This window comes from Desulfoplanes formicivorans (assembly GCF_001748225.1).
Lineage (GTDB): Bacteria > Desulfobacterota > Desulfovibrionia > Desulfovibrionales > Desulfomicrobiaceae > Desulfoplanes > Desulfoplanes formicivorans.
The window spans coordinates 185,608-209,608 of sequence record NZ_BDFE01000020.1; the positions used below are offsets into that span (position 1 = coordinate 185,608).

The following is a 24,001-nucleotide window of genomic DNA, read 5'->3' on the forward strand; positions in this document are numbered from 1 at the left end:
ACCGCGCAGGCAAGTCCTGGTCGGGCGAACAGGTTGGTCTGCCATGAGAAGCTATGTGCGGGTTGGGCGAAGCACTGGGGGAACCATATGGTCCTGTCGAGGAAACAACATTTTTTTCTGATCAGCCAATCCCAGGAACTTCGGGAGATTCTGGGGGCCTTGTGGCCCCAGGATGAGGTTTTCTGGACCTTTTTTTCCCGGGGAGCCGAGGCCCTGGAACATCTTTTCCACTGTCCCCCGGATCTTCTGGTGGTGGACAATCATCTGCCTGATTTCAGGGGTGAGGATCTGGTTCGGCTGATTAAGAGCGAAAATGTCTATCGTCAGGTGCCCGTGGTCCTCTGTCTGGAACCCTCGGATCTTCCCCTGCCTGTTGCCCGGGTGGAGATTGATGATTTTCTGGTTCGTCCTCTTCAGGGAGATGTGGTCAAGAGTCGGTTGGATCTGGCGGTGGTGCGCGCTTCCCGGGAACTGGATGCCAGCCCCCTGACCAAGCTGCCCGGCAATACCTCCATTATTCACAAGATCCAGACCCTTATTGACGCCAGGGAGCAGTTTGCCCTCATTTATGCGGATCTGGACCATTTCAAGTCGTTCAACGACAAGTACGGTTTTTCCCGGGGGGACGAGGTGCTCATGATGACCGCCCGGGTGATCGTGAACACCATCCGCGGACTTGCCCGCATGCATTCCTTTGTGGGGCATGTGGGCGGGGATGATTTTGTGTGCACCCTGCCTGCCGACAAGGCCGAACCGGCGTGCAAGGCTCTGATCGAAAACTTTGATTCCATTGTGCCCCATTTTTATGACCGCGAGGACAGAATGCGCGGATCCATCGTGTCCAAGAACAGACAGGGGCACGAGCAGACCTTCCCCCTCATGGCCCTGTCTTTGGCCGTGGTCTTTAATTTCAATTGCAAATTGACCCATTATGGGCAGGCCTCCCAGATCGCCATGAATCTGAAAAAAGAGGCCAAGAAGAATCCCGCGAGCAGCTATGTCCTTGACAGACGATGTGCCTGAACTGGTCCGCACCTATCTGGATCATCTGCGTTATGAACGTGGATACAGTCTGGCAACGGTCGAAGGCTATGCCCGTGATCTTGTCCAGTTCCACACGGTGCTGCAGGCCCAGGGGCTGGATCTCGGACAGCCTGCTGACATCGGTACCCGGCAGGTTCATGCCTATCTGGTGGAGTTGCATCGCAGGGGCTTGGCCAAAAGTTCCGTGGCCAGGAAACTTTCCAGCCTGCGGGGCTATTTCAGGTATCTGATCGTGCGCAAGCTCATTGCCCACGATCCGTGCGAGGGCGTGCACAATCCCAAGCAGCTCAAGCCCCAGCCCACCTTCCTCAACGTGGATCAGGCCATAAGTCTCATGCAGGCCAGGGTACAGGAGGGCCCTCAAGGGGTGCGGGATCAGGCCTTGGTGGAACTGCTGTATGGTTCGGGACTGCGTATCAGCGAGGCATTGGGCCTTGATGTGGGTGATATTGATCCCGGACGTCTGTTCATCAAGGTTGCGGGCAAGGGAGGCAAGGAACGCATTGTTCCCCTGACAGCCGTCTCGCTTGAGCGCATCAACGCCTATCTTCAGGTCCGGTCCGCCCTTGCCCCGTCTCCCGGGGAAAAGGCCCTGTTTCTGGGCCAGCGCGGCAAACGGCTTTCCCGTCGTCAGGCCGCGCGGATCATCAAATCCCTGTGCGTGGCTGCCGGTCTTCCCCAATCCGTGTCTCCTCACGCCCTGCGCCACAGTTTTGCCTCGCATCTTCTGGCTTCAGGGGCGGATCTGCGCAGTGTGCAGAAACTTCTGGGCCATTCCCGTCTCGGCACCACCCAGCGCTACACCCATCTTCAGCTGGAACAGCTCATGCGCATTTATGATCAGGCCCACCCCCGCGCATCTTCCCGCAAAAAGGAATAACCCGGCCTGAGGCCGGGGTTGCAAAAAGCAGGAGGGAAACAAAGGGTGCGGGGGTCGCCCCTTGGCAGCCGTTACCACGCCATCTTGTTGTCATCCTGGTCAGTCCGCTGTCTCCAGCCTCTGTTTTCCCGTTCATTCATGCTTTCTATTTTCCACACCTGTCCCAGGGTCATGATCAGATCACCCAGATCGCTTTGTTTTCTGGCCACAAAGAGATTGTTATCATGGGCAAATCCGTTTTCATCGTCAAATGTGTGCACAATGATGGGTTGGTGGGGACGGTGCTGGCGAATGGCCGCAATGGCCTGGTGGATATCCATGTCGGCCAGCTCGCGGTCAATGATGATGGGATCACCACTCGCGGTGGTAGGGAGTTCTTCCAGGAATTCCTTGCCATTTTTGAAGGACCGGACACCATAGCCCATGGTTTGGAGTTCTCGGGAAATGAATTGGCGAACGTGTTTGTTCCGTTCGACGAGGATGACGGCTTTCATGCACAGCTCCGCAAGGGGGGAAGTATCTTTCCCAAGGCAATGACCGTGCCATGAACAACCGGCAATGGACTTCACGGCTGAAGATTAGGATAGTCCATCATGTCGGAGGGTTGAGATGGAGGACCCCCGAAGGGAACAGCTTCGTTGTGTTGGTTTTCTTAACACAATGTAAAAAAGGCAGGGATGTATGACCGCAGGAGGTGCTGTGCCTCACGGGGCGCTGTCGGCCTTGACCACCGTCTGAGTGGTGATGTTCAGCTTGTCGATCTTGGCCAGTAGGGTGGGGCGGGAGATGCCCAGATACTTGGCTGTTTTGGAATGATTGCCCTGGCAGATTTTGAGGGCTTCTCCAATGATGATGGCGGACAGGGTGTTCATCATGTCCGAATAGGGCGTTGCCGAGGCGTCCTTGATGGAGAAGAGGGTTTGCCGTGCCCATGCATGGATATCCATGAAATGGGAATCCGATGTTTCCTGGCAGGGCGTTGCCAGGGCCTTGGCGATTTCCTCTCCGGTCAGTGGACAGCCCCGATTGAAGATGAGGGCCTTTTGAATGGTGTTGGAAAGTTCGCGAACGTTTCCCGGCCATTCATATTGTTGCAGGGCCTCCACGGCCTCCCTGGTGATGCCGGGATGCTGCATGTTCATGGACAGGGCAAAGTGGTGCAAAAAGTATTCGGCCAGCAGGGCAATGTCCTGGCCCCGGTCGCGCAGGGGAGGAAGATGCAGGGTGACCACCTTGAGACGGTAGTACAGGTCTTCCCGGAAGAGTCCCTTGGCCAGGGAGGCTTCAAGGTCCCTGTTGGTCGCGGCAATGACCCGAACATCCACGGGAATGGGATGCCTGCCGCCCAGCCGTTCTATACTCCGTTCCTGGAGCAGGCGCAGAATCTTGGCCTGAATGGACATGGGCATGTCCCCGATTTCGTCAAGAAAAACAGTGCCGCCGTTAGCCTGTTCGATTTTGCCCACCTTTCTGGTGGTTGCGCCGGTAAAAGCCCCTTTTTCATAGCCGAACAGTTCGCTTTCAAGCAGGGTTTCGGGGATGGCCACGCAATTGATGATGAGAAAGGGGCGTTCGTTGCGCAGACTGTGCTGATAGATGGCTCTGGCCGCGAGTTCCTTGCCCGTGCCTGATTCACCGCGGATGAGTACGGTGGCATCGGTTGAAGCCACCCGGCCTATGGCCTTGTACACGTCCTGCATGGGTTTGCTGCGGCCGATGATGGTATCGCCCTGGGCGCTTGCCTCCGGGGTTCCGTCCAGACGGACCTTGGAGCGCATGAATCGTCCCGCTTCAAGTCCCTTCTTGATCAGTTCCAGGATGTCCGGGATGTCAAAGGGCTTGATGATGTAGTCGAAAGCACCGAGTTTGGTCGCCTCAATGGCCGTATCCATGGTGCCGAAGGCGGTCATGATGATCACCGGAAGCTTGGCGTCGAGCTTCTGGATTTCCTTGAACCCTTCCAGTCCGGTCATGCCCGGGAGTCTGAAATCCATGATCACCAGGTCAGGGTGATTTGTCCTGACGGATTCGATCCCTGCTTCGGCTGACGGCGCCGTGAGCACGTCATACCCCTCTTGCTGCAAAATGCGTTCAAAGCTCTGCCTCAGTTGGGGATCATCATCCACGACCAGTATCTTTTGCATGCTGCGTTTCCTATTGCCTGCTGCAGGGCAGGGTGATGGTAAACGTGGTTCCCTGATGGGGTGTTGAAGCGGCACTGATCCAACCGCCATGGTCTTCTATGATCCGTTTGGCGATACTCAGTCCCAATCCGGTACCCTCTTCCTTGGAACTGAAAAAGGGCTGAAAGATCTTTTCGCTGACTTCCTTGGGGATGCCCGGACCGTTATCCGCCAAGGTGATGACAATGACGTGTCCCAGGGGTTCCACAACCCCCTGTTTGGCACTGATGGTTATGGTTCCGCCGGTGTTCATGGCGTCACAGGCATTCTCCAGAAGGTTGACCAGCACTTCCTTGATTTGGTCCTGGTCGAGCATCAGTCGGGGAAGATTCTGGGCGATGTCCGTGGTGATGGTAATGCCGTAGGATTCAAGGCGGTGTTTCATGAGCTGCAGGGCCAGGGTGATGATGCCGCGTACTTCGGTGGGCTGGGGCTTGAGCTTGGGACGGCGGGAAAATTCGAGAAAGTTGCTCAGGATGGTGTCGATGTGGCGGATTTCCTCGGAGATGACCTCGAAGTCCTCGCTTTGAACATCATTGAGATCCAGGGAGCGCTGGAGAGAAAACAAGCGCATCTTGACCGAGGTCAGGGGGTTGCGCACGCTGTGAGCCACGCCCGCCCCCAATTTGCCGATGGTGGCCAGTTTTTCGGTCTGCTGAAGATGTTCGCGACTGGCTTCGAGCTGTGATCTGGTCAGATTGGCGTCCCGAATGAGCCGTTTGACGCGTCTGCGCAGTTGGATGATTTCGTTTTTACTGCCGGGAAAGGATTCGGTCAGCGTCTTTTGCAGAGACACGACCAGCTCATGAACAGGAGCAAGAACCCGGTTGAAGATGATGAACGCCAGAATGCCCGCCAGGATGATGCCGACCAGGAACAGGGAACCGCTGATGACGTTGAGCCGGTGTTTCTGTTGGGCCACCTGGGCAAAATGTTCGTTGATGCTGGCCTTGTAGATACGCTTGTATTGGGAACACAGGTCCACAATGTTGAAAAACTGGTTGCGCACGGACCAGTGCAGTTTGGCTCCCTGATCGCGTTTCCCGTCCTTGTACAGCTGGATGACCTGGGCCCGCGCCAATGCGTAGTCAAGATACTTGGACTCGATGGTGTCCAGAATTTCCCGGGATGCATAGTTCTGGCTGGTCTGTCTGGCCTTTTGCAGCCAGCTCTGGAAGGAGTCGTTGTATTGCTCGAGTTTATCCAGCCAGTGCGGTGTTCCCTGGAGAAAGTAATAGGTCACGAACCCTTTTTGCATCACAAGGGCGGTCTGCAATTCCTCGGCGGCCTGCAGGGCGGTGATATCCTCGTTCACCACCTCGGAAAACAGCCTGTCAATGTGGTAGAGATGCCAGACCGTGACCAGAAAGGTGGCCAGCAGGCAGCAGGCCAGACCGATGATCAGAATGCGGAATTTGACGCGCAGGCTCAGGAGCTCCATGGGAATCCGCCGGGTTCAGGATTGAGGTTCAGAAAGGAGCAAAAAGTACGTTGTTCATGGCCATACTGTATGGTGACGTGGGCAGTCCATCATTTGTATCTGATGGTGCACGTGCGTTGTATCGGGTGGTACGTGATGTTGTGGGCGGTCCGGCAGGTGAACCCCTGCCGGACCGCTTGCCTTTTCAATGCATCTGGCGCGGCCTAAATTGCTGGAATGTCATGTTGTTCCGGTACGTCCGGCGCGCTTTCCAGGGCTTACCAGCCCAGGACATAATACCTGACATAGACATAGATCATGGACAGAAAAACGGTCAGAATCATGACCGGAAGACCGTATTTCAGAAACTCCATGAAGGTAATCTTGTGTCCGGCCTTTTCGCTCATGCCCACGACAATGACGTTGGCCGATGCGCCGATGGGGGATCCGTTGCCGCCAAGGCAGGCACCCAGTGCCAGGGCCCACCACACGGGCATCATGGCCATGTGTTGGATGTGTTCGGGCGAGGCCGTACCCGGGGCAACGTTGTAGACCTTGTGGATCATGTCGATGAGCAGGGGGTTCATGGTGGCCACGAACGGGATGTTATCCACAATGGCCGAGGCAATGGCCGAGAACCAGAGCATGACCATGGCAAGCAGAGTCATGTCGTCGGGTTTGGGGTTGGTGATGGCGATCATGGCCTTGGACATGTCCTCGACCAGACCGACTTTGACGATGCCGCCAATGATGATGAACAGACCGATGAAGAAGAAAATGGTCGGCCATTCCACTTCGGCCAGGATGCCGTGGGGTTCTTCCCCGGAGATGAGCAGCAGGGTGGCCGCGCCCATGAGGGCGACACTGGCGGGTTCATAATGGAAAAAGCCGTGGAGCATGAACCCGAGGATGGTGGCTCCCAGGACGACCAGGCTTTTTTTGAGCAGCAGGGGGTCTTTGATCTGTTCCTTCTCGTTCAGGGACATGACCCGTTTCTTGAGTTCTTCGCGCACGTGGAGCCGCTTGCCAAACAGCAGTTTCCACACAAGCATCCAGATGACGAAAATGATCACAATGGCCGGGGTCAGGTGGACGATGAAATCCATGAAATTGAGCCCTGCCTTGGAGGCGATCATGATGTTCGGGGGATCACCGATCAGGGTGGCCGTGCCACCGATGTTCGAGGCCAGGGCCTCGGTGATCAGGTAGGGAACGGGGTTGATTTCCAGCTGATCGGCAATGAGCAGGGTGACCGGGGCAAGAAGAAGCACGGTGGTCACGTTGTCCAGAAAGGCCGAGCCAATGGCCGTGATGATGGCGAATATGGTCATTATCCTGAAGGGTTCGCCCTTGGCGATCTTGGCACATTTGATGGCAACGTACTGGAATACGCCTGTTTTGGTCATGATATTGATGATGACCATCATGGAGATGAGCAGGAAGATGACGTTCCAGTCGACACCCAGGTCGATGTCGTGAAAGGCTTCGTGCTGGAGAAGAACCTTGGTGATCAGGGTCAGGGCCGCACCAAAGAGGGCAACCTTGGTCTTGTGGATTTTTTCGGAAATGATGACCGCATAGGCCACCAGAAAAATGGTTGTAGCTGTCCAGAACATGGGAAACTCCGTATATGTATGTAAAACATGTCATATCTTTCGGATGACTGATGTGCGTGGGACCATGGGAATCCCTGCCGATTACAGCCATCGGAAACGAGACAGAGAGAACAATGAGAAAACGGACAAGACGGTTACATCTTGGAAAGATCGATGAGTTCGATGTCGTCGTGTTCGAACTGCAGACAGCTGTTGACCAGGTGCAGCAGAATATCTCTTCGGGTGATCTCGCCAAGCAGCCTGCCCTGGTCGTCGAGCACGGGCAACGTGTTGAAACCCTTTTCAACGATCAGTGCATCGGCTTCGAGGAGCTGGTGGTGGGGGCGCAGGGAAACGACATCAGTGACCATGATGTCTCTGGCTTTTTTGTCTTTGGTTTTTTCAACCTGTTTTTTCAGAAAATCGGCACCATCGGTAATGGACCGGGCAAGATCCGCGTTCATGTACGAGGGCATGATCTCCTTGAGCAGATCCACTGCAGAAACAATGCCCAGCAGTTTGCGGTTATCGTCCACAATGTACACTTGTCGTGGCATGGGAGACGCGATCTTGCACAGCAGACTTTTGTAGTCGCATTCCGGCTTGGCAAGAATCAGTTTGGTCTTCATGCATTTTGAAACGTCCATGCTTACCTCTCTTTTTCCATTGTTGTACGTGCAACTCTCTACGCTGGTCCCCTCGGGGCCAGATCGTTTGAGAAGGAACAACATGTCCCTTCCTGTAGTTGACCCAAATAAATGCTTAGTTATTACGAAATCAAAGTCTGACTGGCAATAACAAATATCAGGATCTTGCCGCTTTCCGGCATCGTGTACGGGCACCACATTGAGCCAAACCAAAAGGGGCTACGATGATCGTAGCCCCTTTTGGTTGATGGGGAAGGCCGGAGGTGTGCCAAAGGGCCTTGATCCTCGTCAGGAAGAAGAATGGAAAGAAATTCGGGCCTGGCGTCTGTTTTACAGAACCTTGGAAAACTGCATGAAGTTTTCCAGCAGTTTCTCGGCTTGAGGGCCGCCGTACTGGCTCATATATTCCATAACGCTGAACAGGATGACCCCGTCAGGGGCGTAGGGCAGTTCGGCTTTCAACTGGCGCCGGATGCGGTCCGGCGAAGCAGGGACAGCTGAGAACTGTTCGCCGTCCTGCTGGTCGAACAATTCGAGAACGGGTTGGACCGTACACGGGACGTCCGTCAGGGCCGTCTGCAGGGCCTTGAGATAGATCGGGACTTCATCCACCTCTAGTTTGTGGGCGCCCACGCCGTCCTGAAACAGGATGCGCGACAGGGACGTGCGCTCAGCCACTTCCCGCCAGAACGCGGCGTTTTTTTCCGGGGACGCCCAGGCATTGGAAAAGCCGGAAATGGAAACAGGGCCGGGCGCCACGGTCTGCAATTCCGCATATATGTTATTAATAAAGGAACACAGGATATCCTTGAAGGCTGGGGTGAGCCAGGTCCGGTCATCAATTTCCTGGGAGATATACCATCCTGAGAACGCCGGGCTGGCCTTCAGAATCGGGGCCACACGGGCCAGGGCTTCCCTGGTTCCTTTTTGCACGCGTTTGAGATGTACTTTCATCAGATGGGGTTTGGACCGGATGCGTTCCCAGAAGGAACTCAGGAACACGTTGCCGATGGTCACGTGCATGTTCCGCCGGGCGGCATGGACAAGGATATTTTCGATCAGCTCCGGTGTGTAGCCGCAGGGTTGGTCGCAGTATGCATAGGAGTCACTGTAGTCGATCCACTGGACGATGACTTCACGAATATGCAACTGTTCATACGTATCAAATAATGTGTCCCAGTCGGTTTTGTCCCATTGTTCCATGGCGTTGGACGGTTGGAGAAAGGTGCCTCCGACACGGGTTGCCCCGGCATGGACGGGGAGCGTCCACATGAGGGTCATGACAGTCAGAAAAAGGCACATGCGTATACGGTTCATGATCATGGGCAGCCTTAAAAAGAAATGTTGAGATTGAGGGAAAGGCCGGAGATTCTGCTGTCGTCACCGGAGAGGTACTGACCGTAATTGTATCTGACGAGACATTCCCATTCCCTTTGGTAGGACACACGGGCGTTTTCACCTTCCAGCCACCGGATGGACAGGGCGGGACCGCCCTTGATGTGGTCGGTTTCCTCCGTGTCCGGGGAAGTGTGCTGGTAGGTGACGAAAAGGTGCGGGGTAATGAGCCATTGGTCATCGATATTCCACGTATGTCCCTGGCGGCCATGAATCGTCAGTGCCGTGCGCCTGGTATCTTCAACATACTGGTCCACCTCTCCGTAAACAAAGGTGTGGTTCCAATGCTTTTCTGCAGCCCGCATGGACCAGCCATTGTTCCATGAACCCATGAGCCTCAGCAGGGTGTTGTTTTCTGCCTGGTTGCCTATCTTGAAGAGTTTTTCCGCTCCAACAGCGATGTTGGCAAAGCTGAACGGTTTGTAGCGAATCCCCAACGCACCCTGGAGCGTATCAGATTGCATGTTCAGGGACTCATCTTTCTTGGTGCCGAGGCTGGCACGCCCGATGATCTGGAATATCTTGCCGTTTCTGAAACCAAAGGATTCGGGAATGTAGCCGACTTCGACTCCGGCCGAGTTGTCCAGCACGCCCACGCGGCTTCCTTGCCCGTCTGTGGTTGTTGTGGATTCGTCAGCAGAGTAGGAGAAGAAGCCTGTAACGTCCCAGCGGTTGCTCAGATTCCGTATCTCCTCTTTGAAGTCATAGATCTTTTTTCTCAGAGACTGCGGAGTCTGGTCCGGATAAAAGGGTTCGTTGTTGATGGACTGTTCGAACCATGTGATGGCGTCGGCGTTTTCATACAGACGTTTATTGATGTATGCCAGGTCTTCCGCCAGATTGATGTAGTCAGGGTCGCGGTTTACCAGATCTTTGAAAATGGTGGCTGCCTGTTTCAGATCCCCGTTGTTGTAATGGGCGTAGCCCAAGGATACTGCGTAGATGTCGTAGTTGTCCATGGTATACGCTTTGTGGAAGGAGGCGATGGCCTCATCCAGGCGGGCGCTTTGTTCCTGGGTCTGGCCCAGTTGATAGACCCGTTCTGAATCCGGATCCAGTTCGATGGATTTCTTCAACAACATTTCCGCCTGTGCCAGATCGTTTTTGTCTTTGGCTATTCTCCCCAGTTCTTCGTAGTATTGCGCTCTGTCCCGGATTGTCAGGTTGGCGGGTACAACAGCCTGGAGGGTGGTTTTTGCTGCATCAGGATCACCGCTCAGGCGCTGAGCTCTGCCCAGTTTGAGCAGCCGGTCCTGGCGCGGGGAAATATCCAGGGCTTTTTGATAGTTTTCGATTGCTTGGGCATAGCTCTCTTGGCTCATGTACAGGTAGGCCAACTGGTCGTACATGGCTGCAACGTCCTGTTGATCGGTCTGGGGAGCGGCGTGTGCTGCCTGTTCCATATAGTAGAGGGCCAAGCCGGGTTTGCCGAGTTTGTCATAGCAGAACGCCAGAGCCGAATCCACCTTGTGGCCGCCTCCGAGTTCCCTGGCCCGAAGCAGGTTGCGCACGGCTTCCCTGTTGCGACCGATCCGGTACAGAGCCTGGCCGATGGCAAGGCGAAGGTCGGGGGTCTCACCCCCCACGTTGATGGCCTGTTTCAGATACTCGATGCCTTTGTCCGTCCGGCCCTGCTTGAAGGCGATATCCCCCAGCCTGACAAGAAAACCCTGGTTCTGTTCCGGGGAGTAGTTGCCGGAGTCGAGGGCCTTCTTAACGATCTGCGTGGCCTGATCATAGTGTTGTTGTTCGGTGTAGATGAAGCCGAGCATGTTGATGGCCTCGGGATCATCGGTTCCAGGGTTGGCCTCAAGATAGTGTGTCAGGGATGTCAGGGCCTGATCATATTGTTTTGCGGTGAAAAAGGCTTCGCCGGAGCGGAGAAGCAGGGACGGTTTGCGGCCGTGGCCTTTTGCGTAGGCCTGGGCATACAGCGTACCGGCCTGAGCCGGTGCGCCCTGTGCCATCTTGAAGGAGGCCATGCGTTCGAGAACGGCTGCGGTTTGGTTTGCAGGAAGGTTCTGCTGGAGGAGGGATTCGTAGGTTTCCAGTGCCAGGTCGTTTCGACCCGTTCTTTCGTAGAGTTGGGCCAGCATGGTCAGCGTTGTGACATCCGGTGTCCGTCTGGTGAGGTCTTCAAGGACTGTTTGGGCCTTGTCATATTTTCCGGACTTGAGGGCGGACCGGACCAGTCCCAGCGAGGCCTGGCGATTGCCCGGCCGCAGGCGCACTATCTTTGTAAACGTCTGTTCCGCTTTGGTATACTCCTTGTTCTGATAATGGAGATAGGCGACCTGTTCCAGGGTATTGACCCGTTGTTCTGGAGTGATTCCCGTGGAATCAGCCAGGGCGTTGAGTTCGGCAATGGCCTGGGCCGTCTTCCCGGCTTTCAGTTGCAGCTGGGCCAGGTCTGTGCGGATTTCGATCCGGCTGCCCGGTGTGGTTTCCAGGGCCAGCAGTCTGCGGTAGGCATGCTCTGCAGCATCCCATTGTCCGTCGAGCTCCCGGGCCTTTGCCAGGGCTTTGAGGGAGGAGATGTCATCAAGGATGGCGTTGGCCTGTTGAAAAAGCGTGGCAGCCAGATGATTGTCGTTGGTGCTGGAGGCCAGAAAGCCCTTCTGCATCAGCAATTGTCGTTTTTTGGCCGCATCAGGGGCACGCGTGAGCAGGTCGTCGATGATGACCATGGCCTCTTTTTGTCGCCCCATGTCCGTGAGAATGAGCGCCTTGAGGCCGGATGCGTTGATGTCATCCCGGGCTTTGAGGGAGCGGTCGATCCAGGTCAATGCCTGAGGAAGATCGTTGTTTCTGCGTGCCAGTTCCGCCAGGCGGTAACTCACCGAGGGGTGGTCGGGATCAAGGGCATAGGCCTCCAGCAGACTGCGGCGGGCCTCCTCTGTTCTGTTTTGCTTTGCAAAAATGTCTGCGCTGTCACTCAGGGCGATAACCCTGTCCTTCACGGAGATGGAGCCATCTGTTGAGGACAAGGCTTGCTGGTAGGCCTGCAATGCATCACCATCGTTGCCCAATCCCTTGTTGACCAGGCCTGTGACAAAGAAGCGGCGGCCAATGGGGAAGGCCGAGGGATGGGCTGTCAGCAGCACCTTGGCCTGCTCGAAGTCCTGCTGTTTAATCAGAAGATCCATGGCCATTGTCGCCAGGGTGACGGCGTCGGCCTCGGGCAGATCAGGGGAGTCCAGAGCATTGACAAGCAGGTCCGCTGCTTTGTCCGCCTTGCCTGTCTTCTGGTAGGAGATGGCTATCCAGATAAGCGCCTTGACGTTGCCAGGGGCTGTTTTGCGAAGTTCAGAGGCCTGCTGGAGGAGCTGATCATACCAGCCCAATGTTTCCAGAGTCTGGCAATAGTCGAGTCGAACAGCAGTATCAAACGGGTCCAGTTCCAGGGCTTTCTTGAATTCCGCTGCGGCCTCTTTGGTTTTTCCCGCCTTGAGAAGTTCGTATCCACGATCTTTGAGTGGATAGCTCTTCAGTTGCGAGATTTTGCGGTTGAACCAGCTTCCCTGGCTGCTCTGTACGGCATGGCAGGGAAGGGGCAGGAGGATGGTTGTCAGAAGCAGGGTTGCGATCAGTCGAAGCAGCATCACGTCTCCGGGTGGTTGAGGATCTCTTCAAGCTGTGGCCGCGAAATGGCACCTATCTCCACAAGCAGTTCTCCCAGAGGAGGACAGTTTCTGTTGCGTTCGTCCAGAGCCTCCTGCAGCTGGTCGGATGAAGCCCATCCGTTTTGTTCCCAGAATGTGAGTAATGTTTGTTTGGTGCCCTGTTTGTAATATGTCTCAATGGATTGCTCCACTTGTTCCCGGGTCATAATCTTTTTTTCGATCAGGATTTCCCGAAGGGGGCGGTGACGCTTCCGTTGCAGCTTGAGCGCTTCAAACAGTGTCTGTTGGGTGATTACCCCCTGTTTGACCAGTCGTTGTCCGATAAAGATTCTGTTTTGGGGAGCGGTTAGTTGTTCATACCCTCGCTGGATGGCAAAAGAGATATCACTTTTGATCGCCAGTTTTAAAGCAATGGATACGCCGGTCTCCTGTTCAAGGACGCGCAGGGTTGCATTGTCGGGGATATCGTTCGTTGCCACCACAAGTTGTCCCCTGTCCAATCTCAGGGGATACACCTGATAGCGGAGGGCCAAGTTGAGCGGGAGCATTTCCAGCAATTCCACGGGTGTTTCAAAGGGATCTACAACCTGGGTTTCCACCTGGAACTGTATGCCAAGGACCTGGATGAGATGTTCTTCCGTGATGTAGCCCATTTCCAGAAGGATTTCGCCCAGTTTCTTGTCGGAGTTTCGTTTGACCTCAAGGGCTTCATCCAATTGGTGAATGGTCAGGAAACGGCGATCCAGCAGCAGGTCGCCCAGCTTTCTGCGGTAGGCTCTTAGTTCCTCTTCCGAGGGGTAGACGTGGTGGGTTTTGTCCCAGGTGGCTTTCTGGCCGGTGATGACGGATTTGGCATACTGATAGATCGCCCGGAAGGTGGCTACAAAGTTGATGATATTGGCCCAAAAAAGTCGGGGAATGGCCCATAAACCCTGGATCCAGTTGTAGGTTATGGTCACGAAAACAAACCGCATGCACATCCGCCAGAAGAGAAAGAAAAGACACGTATTGATAAGGATATTGGTGAACAGGGACGGGTTGACCAGCGGTGGCAATCGGTAGGTGGTTGAGAATTGGTTGTACCCGATCATGGCGAGGATGATGACGAACAAGGCGTTTCCCGCCAGGTTGACGATATTGGTGAGGACACTTTTGCGGTCGCGTATGAGCATGTAGCGAGAGGCAAGTCCGCCGCGCCAGCCCAGAGTGGTCCAGCCCTGCAGGGCGATACCCATGACCCATCGGGATTTTTGCCGGATCGCCGTGGTGAAGGTGGTCGGAAAAAATTCCCTGATGGAGATGAATTCCTTGACCAGCTTTTCCTTGGGTCTTCTCGACCAGAAATGCTTGACCAGTTTTTTCCGCCAGACCCATTGGCGGACAAAGGCCTGCCGGAGTCCGAATGCACTCATCTTGAGGCCAAAATCGTAATCTTCAGTCAGGGAGTCGATATTGAAAAGCTGTTGCTTCTGGGCCTTGGCTACCGTGAGTAGAGCCTTTCTGCTGAATCCGGTCCCCACCCCGGCCGAGGGTACGGTTCCGGTCAGCATTTCCCTTACGATCAGGTCGCGCGTGTGATTTTCAGCGAATTCGTCCATGTAATGATTGGCCGTGAAATGCGTCCAGCTCCGGACCATGGGGTGGACAGGTAATTGGATCATGTCCAGTTTGGGAATCACATAGTTGCACAACTTCAGCAGGAGTGGGTGGATGATGTCTTCCGAGTCCTCCATAAGAAAGATGTCGAACTGCATGTCATGGTCCTGCTCGTAGACCTGGATCCCCTTGTAGAGCCAGTTGAGGCAGTCTGCCTTGCTGGACGGCCCGTCTTTGGGGGTCACGATCCGTTCAACATTATCGTACATGCTGCGGACCATATCCACTTCGTGCTGGGTCTCGGGGTCGTTGGGATATGTTCCGACAAAAATGACGTAATTGGAGTAGTTGAGACTTTTAAGGGTATTCTCCAGCATGCGACGGATCACGGCAGATTCGTCCCAGCAGGGGATCATTATGGCCACGGCCTGTTCCGGTTTGGCGAGAAGTTGTTCTTCGGTCAGACGGCTGTATTTGCGGGTGATGAACAGTTTCCTGTACAGCTCCCTGCCCAGATAACACAGATCCACGAACAATTCGTCCAGACCGCTCAGGACAAAGACCACGGCTACGCCGTAAAAGAGGAATTTGAGACCGAGAAAAAGAGTGAAAAAGATGTCCTGCAAAATGGGGGAGCCGAAACTGAAAGGCATGTGAGAGTATTCCGTGAGACCTGCTTTATTTGGTCGTAATCGTGGTGTTTGGTGAAAAGCTTTCCTGGGGAGTCAGGTACGGTTTTTTGCCTTCATGCCAGGCCAATATGGCCTTTACAATGCGTTCGGACGCCTTGCCGTCCCCAAAGGGATTGCCCGTCTTCCAGGCCGAGTGCCCACCGTCCCAGGCGAGATGGCGCGTGGCCTGGCGGATGATTTCCTCGGTGTCGGTGCCCACCAGAGCGGCCTTGCCTGTATCGAAAACCTCGGGGCGCTCCGTGTTTTCGCGCATGATGAGGACCGGCGTCTCAAAGGTGGGAGCCTCTTCCTGAACGCCGCCGGAATCGCTGAGCACGAGATCCGCGTATTTCATGGTGGAAATGAAATCAAAATAATCCAGCGGTTCGATAAGGTGGATGCGCTCATGTCCCGCAAGAATGGGGAAGACCACGTCGCGGACCGCCGGGTTTTTATGGACCGGAAACACGACTTCCGTTGCGGGAAATGTTGTGACGATTGTGTCAATGGCCCGGCAGATATGTTCCATTGGCTTGCCCCATGATTCCCGACGGTGTGCTGTCACCAGAATCAGACGCCTGCCTAGGGTGACCAGGCGCTTGACGCTTTCGGGGAGACCGGTGATGCGGCCTGCAATGGTGTTGAGCGCATCAACCACGGTATTACCCGTGACCACGATGATGTCGTCCCGGACGTTTTCGGCGAGCAGTTTTTGTCTGGCATGTTCTGTGGGGGCGAAATTCAGAGAAGCGAACAGGCTGATGAACCTGCGGTTGGCTTCTTCGGGATAGGGATTCATTATATCGCCGCTCCGCAGCCCTGCCTCCACATGGCCCACGGGGATTCCTTTTTGAAAGGCGGCCAGTCCTGCTGCAAAGGCCGTGGTGGTATCGCCCTGTACAAGAAGCATGTCCGGGGAAACGTTTTCGAGAATGCCATCCATCTCCTGGAGCACACGACCTGAAAGTTCATTGAGATTGCTGGTCTTGTTCATCAGGTCCAGGTCGATATCCGGAGTCAGGTTGAAGCGTTCAAAAACCTGGTCCAACTGGGAGCGGTGCTGTCCTGTGGATATAAGAGAGAATTGCAACCGGGAATCTGTTGCCATGGCCTGACATAAAGGGGCCATTTTGATGGCCTCGGGACGCGTGCCAACAACCATGGCGATAAGGGGTGTGCGCATAGAATGAATAATTTGTCCTTGTGGTTTAGTTACAGGTTACAATCAGAAAATATATTGAAGTCATAGTATGTTTGATCGGTGAGGAACGTACGCATTGGTGTTGCCTCTTTTGAGACAATAAGATCATAAAACAAGTTGTATCCAACAAAAGATATGGAAATCATATCGATTTGTAGATGATAACCAAGGAATGTCCGGGCAGTGCTGTTTTGTTCTTTTCCCTTAATAAAAATAAAAGAATGTAAAGCGTTGTCTGTCTTACAATTAACATGATTTTTGTCATGTAGTGCATAAAAGATGTATCATGACATTGCCATTAACCCGGGATGCGAAAAGTGTTCATGTATACATTGTTCCGATCATGTTGTTTTTGTTGGAGAAATTTTTTCGTTTTTTGGCGTTCAATCCATTAATGATCCTGAGCCATTTCTGAATGATTCTACCTTGTCGCATCCTCATGCAAAAAAAACATCGAACTTTTGACTAGGATGCAACCATACACAGTGGTGTATGACTTTGCAATGATTTTGTGAAAAATCTTGTGAAGTTTTTTGCTGTGCGACGTGACAATTGGCCCTGCTACAGGCCTCTTGGAGTGATGTCTGTTTTGCACGGATCGTCTGTCAGTCCGATCCTTTCTTGGACTTGGTGTGCATGACTTGCCAGTAACGTTCGCATTATCCGCAAAAGCCTTTAGAAATCTGGAGGCTACTCATGAATGGGCTGCCTCATTCGTGGCCAGGATAGTGCGGTGCATCTTTATTGTGTGTGGGCTTTGGTGGTAGCTTTGAAGGGTCGTCACCAGGGAGTGGCGGGCAGCTATCGGGCGGAACGGCGTCGCCCCCTATCTGGCTGTTTGGAAAATCGGCCCGAGCGTTGGTCTGGAAAGATCTGAAACAGGTCTGTTGTGGGCGCGGGGAACTCTACCCCAAATCCACAAACAATCACCTGAAAAGAACGTTGCATGGGCGTCAAAAAAAGCGACAACTTCTTTGACAATTACCGTCGCCATAACGGCCCACAGATGAGCGGTGGCCGCGGGGGCAAGTTTACTTGGATCTGCGGACATCCGCTCGATCCGCTTGTTGTGAGGCTCTTTGCGCCGAGCAACAAGCGGATGGTATCCGCGGGCCGCTGTTGCTGGCGCGAAGCGTCCGGCAACAACGTTTTAATAAGCCGCGCCGTCTTTTGGCGTCGGCTTGATTTGATTGTTAGGCTATTATGTTAAAACTGCAAAAACAGTAGAAGCAGATAATGACACAATAAATGCCACCACAACTCCCCATCTCACATTCTCTTGCACTCTATGTCTTTCGAGGCCTTGTCCTATTGCAAACGAAGCAAAAGGGAAATAAACACTTCGGAGGCGATTTAATCCCCATATTGTTAGCGCGATTGCTGCGAAAATACCTAATAGAGCTAATATCATTTTTATTCCATGTGCTAATTCGATTGCTATGCTATTGGTGGTGTCAGGTGTTATTATGTCGAGTAGCATAAATGCAAACCAACATACAAAACCGATGATATAAAAGAAGTCTAGCTTGCTAATGATGGAATACCATGGTTTCAGTCCATCAATTATTTCGTTGATGTTGTCTCCAAAAGAGGTTATGGCCTTATCTTCACCAGTGGCTGTTATCTCTATAGGTCTATATTTGCTATCTGAGAATAAAACACGCGCTCTATTATTATTAGTGTCACTTCTACCATAAATTTCTATTCTTTTAATTTTCTTGTTTATTGAATTTTCAAAAGACATTAAATCATTAAATGACTCTACTTTTCTTTCAATCGAGTCATTGAAGCTAATTTCGGCAGAAACAGTCCCAATATCTTTTTCGAGCGATGTCCATATTTTTTGCAGATCGGCTTCTGTAACGACAAAAGCGTGCGCTCTCTCGGTTCTTAAATGTGCTTCCAATATTTAAAACTCCTTTTTGAGCCTAACGGACTTTTCACAGGCGCCGGCTGTTTGGCGTCCTGTGAAAAAGATGGGTTATGTGTTCTTCAGAAGCTTACGGCCAAGATCTACAGTTCCGCGACGTAAAAACAATATATCTTCATCTAATTCTTGATAAAACTGTACCCCATGGCTACCTTTCATTTTTAATGAATCATGATCAAATTTAGAGTTCTTTGTACTTAGTGGATATTTAAATGCTTGATAATACATGTCGACATCGATTCCAGATTTGTCGAAAAAAGTTATCAACAAATTTGGCATACATTCTCTTTTTATGTATTTTTCAAAAACCTGACAGAGATCAGAATTCTGATAGTTATTTTTAAAATTATTAAGTAGTAAACTCAATTTGTGAGCTGATTTTGGGTCTTATCCCGAAGCGTATAAAAATCCTTTCAGCAAAAGTTCTAAGCCGTGATACAAGTTGAATATTAGAGGTATTGAAAGTCGATAGTCAGACCATCGGGTAGCTTCGAAAAAATCATCACCAATGAATTCTTCATCAGAAATCATGAAGTTTGCATTATTTTTTTCTACAATTTTTCTTGAAACCGATTGCGTTAGATTGATGTATTGAATTCCTGTCTCCCAAAATTCAGTAGCATTTTCCATATATTGTTTCATATTTCTTTCACATAACAAGTTATTATGTGGTTTCCTGCTAACTCCAGGAAACCCTTCCCATTGACAAAAATTTAAGATTGGATGTTAGTAGTTCCTAATCTGATAACTTTGAATTTGGCATGTTATCGAGATCTTTTTAGCGATCAAAGGCTATGATTAACATCCCAAACGATTTTCGAGACAATTTTGAGAAATGCCTGGCTCAAGAGTCCATCCCAGAGGGGGTGAGGCATTTCTCCCGTAATGGCTGGGGTATTATTTTGATTTTTGTCCTAAGTATCAGCATGACCTATCAGGCCGGACAAGTTTGAAGCTTTTTGTAGAGAAGGTTGCTGCGAAACATCAATTGATCTGGTAGCCAAGCTGCTATATGGTTGCGAGCTCGGGCTCTTCGAATGCCAGAAACTGTGGGTGCAGGATATCAACTTTGACGCTATGGTCCTCACTGTCCATAACGGCAAGGGCAAGAAGGACCGCGCTCCCCCCTCTGCCTGAGACAATCCTTCCTGATCTCAATGATCAACTCCGAACCGTGGTCCACCTATACCCATACCTTCAAGAGCACGACCCAAAAAGAGAAAGAGTCCTCTGGATTTTTGATTCCGGAGCGGTCTTCAGTTGCAAGAACGATCAGTGAGCCCCCGGCTTATGGTAATAGTCGTATCCTTACTGTGCGATTGGTCATGTATGGACTGACCATGGAATGTGCTGGCCTGAAAGATATCTCGTCTGGTTGTCTGATGCTTTCCAGATGTATAACAAACAATATTTGGTCAGGTATTATATTGCACTGAATCGGCCTATATCGTCATCATTATGTATGACACAAGGGGCCGTCTCGATTTTTTTTGATTTTTTTGAAGGTTCTTCGACGTGTTGTGTGAAATGCATGCCGCAACCTGAAACTGAATCGGAGCCGCAATCAGGTAGACCTTGGTGATAAAGTTCTCCATGTTTCGATAGCCACGCCCGGGCTCCTGAGCCTTGCACGCGGCACCGCATTCTGGCCACGGGGGCAGCGGCTCTCCGTGGCAGTCGATCTTCAGGTGGAGCTTGGTTGGTGTATGGCCATCAAGGCGTTGACTCGTAAGTTCTCAAATCTGTGTAAGGCCAGGAGCTTGGGCAAAAATCATTCAGCAAGTCTGACTTGAGATGGAGGCCAAACTCGATACGATCGGTCAATTCCACACAAAACGTCGAAGAACCAAAATAAAGAACTTACGTGTAAAGCGTAAGTCCTTTATTTTTGTTCTCGTTTTCTCCCCATCCTCTCCCCGCTTTTTTGTCGCACAACGAGTTGTTTCATGGGGTCTCCGCAAAATGGTGCGGGACCAATGGGGATGGACTGAAATACAACAACTTATTTGGGCAGGAAAGTGTGCCTTTGAGCATGATTTTTGCCATTATTTTTTGCGTGATAAAGAGCATCATCTGCATTTTTGAACAACAAGCTCATATCTTTGGTTGAACTGGTGCTGTGTATGGATGCTACTCCGATACTTACTGTTAGCTTGTTGCCAATCTTTGAGTAATTGTGCTCTATATTGCTTTGGCAAATGTTATTTATTATATTGTTTGCGATATTGTATCCACCATCTTCGTCTGTATATGGAAGAAGGACAACAAACTCCTCGCCTCCATAGCGAAAAACAGTATCTGTATTTCTTTTAAGGCTGCGCTTAATAATTTTTGCTATGGCTCTTAGTGCATTATCGCCTTGTTCGTGTCCGTAATGATCGTTATATGCTTTAAAATAATCGATATCGGCTACAAGCAGGCAAAGGTCGGTTTCGCTTTTCCTTGTAGATAGTATTTGTTTTTTTAGCTCGTTTTCATATTTTCTTCTGTTCCAAAGACCGGTTAAAGAGTCTATTTCGGACAGATTGTGTAATGCGTGATTGGCAATGCGCAATTTTTTTTCTATTTCTTTTCTCTTTTCTATCTCGCTAGCTAATGATTTTTCTCGTTTCAATAAAGTTTTATTGATTTTTTTGACTCTGTTTGCAAATATCAGAACAAAAAATGAAGCAATACTTGCTATGGCGGATACTATGCCAATCACCCAGTAGAGATGCAGTGTCTCTTTGCTTAATGTGACAATTTCTTTTCCTGACCATTTTTCTTCAATGCTTTTTCTTGTGCCGTCTTGAGCTATCAATCGTAAACCAAGATTAATCTTGTCCAGCAACTCATCATTTCCTTTGGTTACGGCAATAGAGCTGAATTGAACATCAACCGGTTCAGGTGCGTCTGATATGCCTTGAACGCCGCTCAAAAACAGTTGATATTTACCAACCCAGCGATCAACAACCAGGGCATCGATATCGCCATCCTTTATTGCCTGGAATCCTTGCTGCCAGCCAGGGATTGTTTGCATCACTACTTCCGGATAGTTATGGAGAAGGGTCCGGGGGTAGCCTTTTTTTTCTACACCAACAACAAGACCGGACAGAGAGTGTATGTTCTGTATGGCAACTCGCTGGGATTTCCTGAAAATAGCAAATTCAGACATCAAAAGCGGTTCTGAAAAATCATAGAGTTGTTCTCGATCTGAACTGGGATTAATTTGCAGCAATGCATCGATTTTTCCTGCACGCATCAATCGTTGGGCTTCATCCCAGTTCCTTGCCAATATCTCAATATCCAGACCGGCATGTTGGGCAACAGCGCGAACAATGTCGACCACCAGGCCGGCAGGCTTTTCACCTTGGGTAAAAATAAGTGGTGCTAATTCCTTGTTTCCCGCAAAAATGAGCCGGTCAGATTGTTTGTTTGTGCCAGCAAGCAACAAGGAGGATCCAGGCAGCAAGGTGACAACTAGTATCAGCGCTGTAAGAGCTAGAGATAAATACTTTCTTGTCATGAGTTTCTGCATAGTTGTGGTCACCACATTTGGGATGACCAATTGAGCTTTGGCGATCCTCCTACTCCCCGTGGTCCGGGGGTAATTGGTGCATGTGGTCCTGCTACAGACGTCAAAAATTAAACGATACAAAAAAGGGCTTACGCTGTAATTCGTAAGCCCTTGATTTTGTTGGTCGGGAAGACAGGATTTGAACCTGCGACCCTCTGGTCCCAAACCAGATGCGCTACCAAGCTGCGCTACTTCCCGGAAAAAAGGACCACTATTCAAGTCGGGTGTAACTGTCAACCAGAATAACTGGTGGTGCCGTCCTGGGTAAGGGTTTGCAAAGGGATGATTTTTCCAATACCTACGCGTCCATGTCCCAGCCTGAGCCTGTACATGGCAGCTGTTGGGGCTTGGGTGGATGCGGAGCCAGGATGATCCTAGTGCAGGATAATCCTTTGAAGTTTTTCTCGCATTATGTCATGATTTATTTTCTTGTCATGATACCTGCATCCAGGAGGTGGATATGGGAAAGCGTCTTGTTCTTCTCGGCGGCGGTCATGCACACATGACCGTGATGCGCCATATCCCGGAGTTTCTGAAAAAAGATCACGAGGTGACCGTAGTCGGTCCTTCGGTCCATCATTACTATTCGGGCATGGGTCCCGGCATGCTCGGGGGAACCTATGCTCCCGAGGCCATTCGTTTCAATACCGAGGAACAGGTCACGTCCCGGGGAGGAACCTTCCTGCTCGACCGGGCCGTGAAAATCGATGGTGACAACCATGTGGTGCACCTCGCGTCCGGCAGGGATGTTCCCTATGATGTGCTTTCCTGCAATACGGGAAGCCATGTGCCGTCGGACAACCTCACCGTCCGTGGCGAGAATGTCTTTGCGGTCAAGCCCATTGAAAATCTGCTCAAGGGGCAGCAGCGGGTCAAGGAAGGCCTTCTGACGGAAGAGCTGCGCATCGGCGTGGTAGGGGGCGGTCCGGCCGCCCTGGAGGTGGCCGGCAATCTCTGGGGGCTGGGGGTTCGTTTTGGCGCCAAACGGCCACGCATTACCGTGTTTGCGGGAAAGCGGTTTCTGGGCAAATATCCCCAACGGGTTCGCAAGCTGGCCATGCACTCACTGCAGGAGCGTGGCATCGAGATTGTGGAGCAGGGCTATGTGCGCAAGGTCAAGTCCGGAAGGGTTGTTCTGGAAGATGGCTTGTCCCGGGATCTGGATGTGATTTTTCTGGCAGTGGGAGTTGTTCCCTCCGGGTTGTTTGAAGATTCCGGCCTTCCCACGGGCAAGGACGGTGGCCTTTTGGTCAACGAGTTTCTGCATGGCGTTGATCATCCTGATATTTTTGGAGGTGGTGACTGCATTTCCTTTGCCCCGTTGCCTCTGGACAAGGTTGGTGTGTATGCGGTGCGCCAGAATCCCGTGCTCAAGCACAATCTCATGGCCACGCTGGAAGGCACTCCCTTGATGCGATTCGATCCCGGGAAGAACTACCTGCTCATTTTCAATCTCGGCAACAACAAGGGCATCTTTTGGAAAAACGGCTGGATTTGGCATGGTTCCTGGCCTTTTTGGCTCAAAGACTATATTGATCGTCGGTTCATCCAGCGGTTTGCTTCGCCATGACCATTGTTTCGGTGATTGTGCCCGTATACCGGGAAGGGGCAACCATCAACCCCATAATTGACCACCTGCATGCCGGTCTTTCCCCGGAGGACGAGATTCTGGTTGTTGACGGGGCCATGGAGCTGGACACCCTGCACCAGCTGCGCTCCCCTCGTCCCTGTCGTGTGGCCTCGTTGCCCGGCCGGGCTGTGCAGATGAATCGCGGAGCCGAACAGGCCCGCGGTGATATACTGCTCTTTGTTCATGCCGATACCCTGTTGCCTGACGGGTGGCGGGACATGATTGTTCAGGCCCTTTCAGACCCGCGTGTTGTGGCCGGGGCCTTTGAACTGCGCATCCACCATCCGGCCCTGTGGTTTCGGATCATTGAAAGGACCGCCAACCTGCGTACCCGATTCACCCGGGTTCCCTACGGTGATCAGGCCCTTTTTTTCAGGACCGATTATTTTCGGTCCTTAAGGGGATTTCCGGAGATTTCCATCATGGAAGATGTGGCCATCATGGCCGGAATCAGGCGCAGGGGAGACCGCATTGCTTTGGTGAAACATCCGGTACACACCTCGGCCAGACGCTGGGAAAAGGAAGGGGTTGTTTGGGGAACCCTCAGGAATTGGGGGTTGCGAATTCTGTATCACCTGGGCGTTGATCCCGGGATTCTGGTGCGGTTTTATCGAAGACACGCATGAGACG

16 protein-coding genes and 1 tRNA gene are annotated in these 24,001 nt (G+C 52.0%); 4 read left to right on the forward strand and 13 right to left on the reverse strand.

The features are described from left to right. Positions 1-87 precede the first annotated feature (87 nt). Together DPF_RS12380 and DPF_RS12385 are read left to right on the forward strand one after the other, a co-directional pair. On the forward strand, positions 88-1,023 hold the full coding sequence (locus DPF_RS12380) for a GGDEF domain-containing response regulator (RefSeq protein WP_069860163.1): 936 nt from the start codon (positions 88-90) through the stop codon (positions 1,021-1,023). Then, positions 998-1,924 (forward strand): tyrosine recombinase XerC, encoded by a 927-nt coding sequence (locus tag DPF_RS12385; protein ID WP_069859987.1) that lies wholly within the window; start codon positions 998-1,000, stop codon positions 1,922-1,924. Before DPF_RS12380 ends, DPF_RS12385 begins: the two co-directional genes overlap by 26 nt. A gap of 71 nt (positions 1,925-1,995) precedes the next feature. Here DPF_RS12385 and DPF_RS12390 read toward each other — a convergent pair whose 3' ends face one another. The 13 genes from DPF_RS12390 to DPF_RS12455 all read right to left on the reverse strand — a co-directional run bounded on the left by DPF_RS12390 (position 1,996) and on the right by DPF_RS12455 (position 21,939). Then, on the reverse strand, positions 1,996-2,418 hold the full coding sequence (locus tag DPF_RS12390) for a response regulator (RefSeq protein WP_069859988.1): 423 nt from the start codon (positions 2,416-2,418) through the stop codon (positions 1,996-1,998). 210 nt (positions 2,419-2,628) lie between these two features. Beyond that, positions 2,629-4,068, reverse strand: a complete 1,440-nt coding sequence (locus DPF_RS12395; protein WP_069859989.1) for a sigma-54-dependent transcriptional regulator — start codon at positions 4,066-4,068, stop codon at positions 2,629-2,631. 10 nt (positions 4,069-4,078) lie between these two features. Further along, positions 4,079-5,548, reverse strand: a complete 1,470-nt coding sequence (locus DPF_RS12400) for an ATP-binding protein (protein WP_069859990.1) — start codon at positions 5,546-5,548, stop codon at positions 4,079-4,081. A 257-nt stretch (positions 5,549-5,805) separates the two neighbouring features. Then, a complete protein-coding gene (locus tag DPF_RS12405) occupies positions 5,806-7,143 on the reverse strand; it encodes an ArsB/NhaD family transporter (protein WP_069859991.1) in 1,338 nt (445 codons plus the stop codon). A 134-nt stretch (positions 7,144-7,277) separates the two neighbouring features. Beyond that, positions 7,278-7,769 (reverse strand): CBS domain-containing protein, encoded by a 492-nt coding sequence (locus DPF_RS12410; RefSeq protein WP_069859992.1) that lies wholly within the window; start codon positions 7,767-7,769, stop codon positions 7,278-7,280. Between the two features lie 330 nt (positions 7,770-8,099). Then, complete coding sequence (locus DPF_RS12415; protein ID WP_231702182.1) at positions 8,100-9,086, reverse strand: DUF4434 domain-containing protein; 987 nt, start codon at positions 9,084-9,086, stop codon at positions 8,100-8,102. A 14-nt stretch (positions 9,087-9,100) separates the two neighbouring features. Next, positions 9,101-12,766 carry a tetratricopeptide repeat protein gene (locus DPF_RS12420; RefSeq protein ID WP_069859994.1) on the reverse strand — a complete coding sequence of 1,222 codons (3,666 nt, stop codon included), beginning with the start codon at positions 12,764-12,766 and terminating at the stop codon, positions 9,101-9,103. Beyond that, positions 12,766-15,036 (reverse strand): glycosyl transferase family protein, encoded by a 2,271-nt coding sequence (locus DPF_RS12425; protein WP_083254708.1) that lies wholly within the window; start codon positions 15,034-15,036, stop codon positions 12,766-12,768. The genes DPF_RS12420 and DPF_RS12425 overlap by 1 nt, the downstream gene beginning before the upstream one ends. 25 nt (positions 15,037-15,061) lie before the next feature. Continuing rightward, a complete protein-coding gene (gene wecB, locus DPF_RS12430) occupies positions 15,062-16,237 on the reverse strand; it encodes a non-hydrolyzing UDP-N-acetylglucosamine 2-epimerase (protein WP_083254709.1) in 1,176 nt (391 codons plus the stop codon). A gap of 1,219 nt (positions 16,238-17,456) precedes the next feature. Beyond that, positions 17,457-18,161, reverse strand: a complete 705-nt coding sequence (locus DPF_RS12435) for a hypothetical protein (protein WP_069859996.1) — start codon at positions 18,159-18,161, stop codon at positions 17,457-17,459. 411 nt (positions 18,162-18,572) lie between these two features. Continuing rightward, a complete protein-coding gene (locus DPF_RS12445; RefSeq protein ID WP_141721132.1) occupies positions 18,573-18,815 on the reverse strand; it encodes a hypothetical protein in 243 nt (80 codons plus the stop codon). A 1,372-nt stretch (positions 18,816-20,187) separates the two neighbouring features. Continuing rightward, positions 20,188-21,690, reverse strand: coding sequence for a transporter substrate-binding domain-containing diguanylate cyclase (locus tag DPF_RS12450; protein ID WP_069859999.1), 1,503 nt, complete (start codon positions 21,688-21,690; stop codon positions 20,188-20,190). 172 nt (positions 21,691-21,862) lie between these two features. Then, a tRNA-Pro gene (locus tag DPF_RS12455) sits at positions 21,863-21,939 on the reverse strand. 262 nt (positions 21,940-22,201) lie between these two features. On the opposite strand from DPF_RS12455, the gene DPF_RS12460 reads away from it, so the two are divergent. Continuing rightward, positions 22,202-23,311, forward strand: coding sequence for an NAD(P)/FAD-dependent oxidoreductase (locus tag DPF_RS12460; RefSeq protein WP_069860000.1), 1,110 nt, complete (start codon positions 22,202-22,204; stop codon positions 23,309-23,311). Beyond that, a complete protein-coding gene (locus DPF_RS12465) occupies positions 23,308-23,997 on the forward strand; it encodes a TIGR04283 family arsenosugar biosynthesis glycosyltransferase (protein ID WP_069860001.1) in 690 nt (229 codons plus the stop codon). The genes DPF_RS12460 and DPF_RS12465 overlap by 4 nt, the downstream gene beginning before the upstream one ends. Positions 23,998-24,001: the final 4 nt, after the last annotated feature.